Annotated in this window: 2 protein-coding genes; both read right to left on the bottom strand. The window is 69.6% G+C overall.

Annotation, left to right across the window (positions count from 1 at the left end):
* Nucleotides 1–733 (bottom strand): triose-phosphate isomerase family protein (locus ACFWFR_RS19225; RefSeq protein WP_377624183.1); only part of this gene is annotated, 733 nt, incomplete at its 3' end.
* Nucleotides 734–777: 44 nt separating this feature from the next.
* On the bottom strand, nucleotides 778–1,977 hold the full coding sequence (locus tag ACFWFR_RS19220; protein WP_191805773.1) for a phosphoglycerate kinase: 1,200 nt from the start codon (nucleotides 1,975–1,977) through the stop codon (nucleotides 778–780).
* Between the last annotated feature and the right edge of the window lie 52 nt (nucleotides 1,978–2,029).

Below are 2,029 nucleotides of genomic sequence, written 5' to 3'. Positions count from 1 at the left end.
GTTCACGTTCCTGGGTCGCGGCATGGCCGTGGGGCTCGCGAACGAGGCCGGGCTCAAGATGCGGGAGGCGTCCCTCGCCTGGACCGAGGCCTACCCGGCCATGGAGTACCGCCACGGCCCCATCAGCGCGGGCACGGATCGCGCCCGCGACCTCCTGCGCGTCCTGCGGGGTGGCGACCTCGCCCGTGCCGATGGCCCAGACGGGCTCGTACGCGATGACGACCTTGGCGGCGTCCTCGGCCGAGAGGCCTTCGAGGGCGCCGTCGACCTGCGCGAGCGTGTAGGAGACCTGCTCGCCCGCCTTGCGGATCTCGAGGGCCTCGCCGACGCAGATGATCGGGATCAGGCCGTGAGCCAGTGCCGCCTTCGACTTGGCGTTGACGAGCGCGTCGTCCTCGCCGTGGTACTGACGACGCTCCGAGTGGCCGACCGCGACGTACGTCACGCCCAGCTTGCTCAGGAACACGGGCGAGATCTCGCCCGTGTAGGCACCCGAGACGTGCTGCGAGACGTCCTGCGCGCCGTAGGTCAGCTCGAGCTTGTCGGCGTCGACCAGCGTCTGGACGCTGCGCAGGTCCGTGTACGGCGCGAGCACCGTGACCTCGACGGCCGAGAAGTCGTGCTTGGCGTCCTTGAGGGCCCAGGCGAGCTTCTGGACCGTGTGGATGGCCTCCTGGTGGTCCAGGTTCATCTTCCAGTTGCCCGCGATGAGCGGGGTACGTGCATCAGTCATGGTGTGTCTACCTTCTGTGAGCCGTGAGGCTGCGGTGGTGGGGGTCAGGCCTCGAGGACTGCGAGCCCCGGGAGGGACTTGCCCTCGAGGAACTCCAGGCTCGCGCCGCCACCGGTCGAGATGTGGCTGAAGCCGGCCTCGTCGAAGCCGAGGATGCGCACGGCCGCGGCGGAGTCGCCGCCACCGACGATCGTGAACGCGCCGTTCGCGGTCGCGTCGACCAGGGCCTGCGCCACGGCACGCGTACCGCCCGAGAACGCCTCGAACTCGAAGACGCCCGCAGGACCGTTCCAGACGACCGTCTTGGCGTCGACGATCTTGCTCGCGAAGAGCTTGGCCGACTCGGGGCCGATGTCCAGGCCGATCTTGCCGTCCGGGATCGCGTCCGCAGGCACGACCTCGTAGGGAGAGTCGGCGGCGAACGAGTCCGCGGCGAGGATGTCGGTCGGCAGGACGATCTCGACGCCCGCCTTCTCGGCGTCCGCGAGGTAGCCCTTGACCGTCTCGATCTGGTCCGTCTCGAGGAGCGAGTTGCCCACCGAGTAGCCCTTGGCCGCGAGGAAGGTGAAGACCATGCCGCCACCGATGAGCAGGCGGTCCGCCTTGGTCAGCAGGTTGGCGATGACACCGAGCTTGTCGGAGACCTTCGAGCCGCCGAGCACGACGACGTAGGGGCGGGCCGGGTCCTCGGTCGCCTTCTTCAGGGAGTCGACCTCCTTGAGGACGAGCTCGCCGACCGCGGACGGCAGCACCTTGGCGATGTCGTAGACCGAGGCCTGCTTGCGGTGCACGACACCGAACCCGTCCGACACGTACGCGTCCGCGAGGGCCGCGAGGTCCGCAGCGAGCGACTCGCGCTCGGCGTCGACCTTCGAGGTCTCACGAGGGTCGAAGCGGATGTTCTCGAGCAGCGCGACCTCGCCGTCGCCGAGGGCGGCGACCGTGGCACGGGCGGACTCGCCGACCGTGTCGGCCGCGAGCGTCACCGGCGCGCCGAGGAGCTCGCCGAGGCGGGCTGCGACGGGGGCGAGGGAGTACTTGGCGTCCGGCTCACCCTTGGGACGCCCGAGGTGCGCGGTCACGACGACCTTCGCACCGGCGTCGGTCAGACGCTTGAGCGTGGGGAGCGCGGCGCGGATGCGGCCGTCGTCCGTGATGGTCGTCCCGTCGAGGGGGACGTTGAAGTCCGAGCGGACGAGCACGCGCTTGCCGCGCAGGTCGCCGAGGGAGTCGATGGTCTTCATGAGCACACTCCTGGTCTGAACAGGTCGAAACAGGTCACGTCACACATGACTG

The sequence above is a fragment of the Oerskovia sp. NPDC060287 genome, from assembly GCF_042726775.1.
GTDB classification, from domain to species: Bacteria; Actinomycetota; Actinomycetes; order Actinomycetales; family Cellulomonadaceae; genus Oerskovia; species Oerskovia merdavium.
Note: the sequence above shows the minus strand (reverse complement) of the source record. Positions and strands in the feature narration are given on the sequence as shown.

Coding starts and splice junctions, on each gene's coding strand:
- ACFWFR_RS19220 (WP_191805773.1), bottom strand. CDS start 1,977: ATGAAGACCATCGACTCCCTCGGCGACCTGCGCGGCAAGCGCGTGCTC.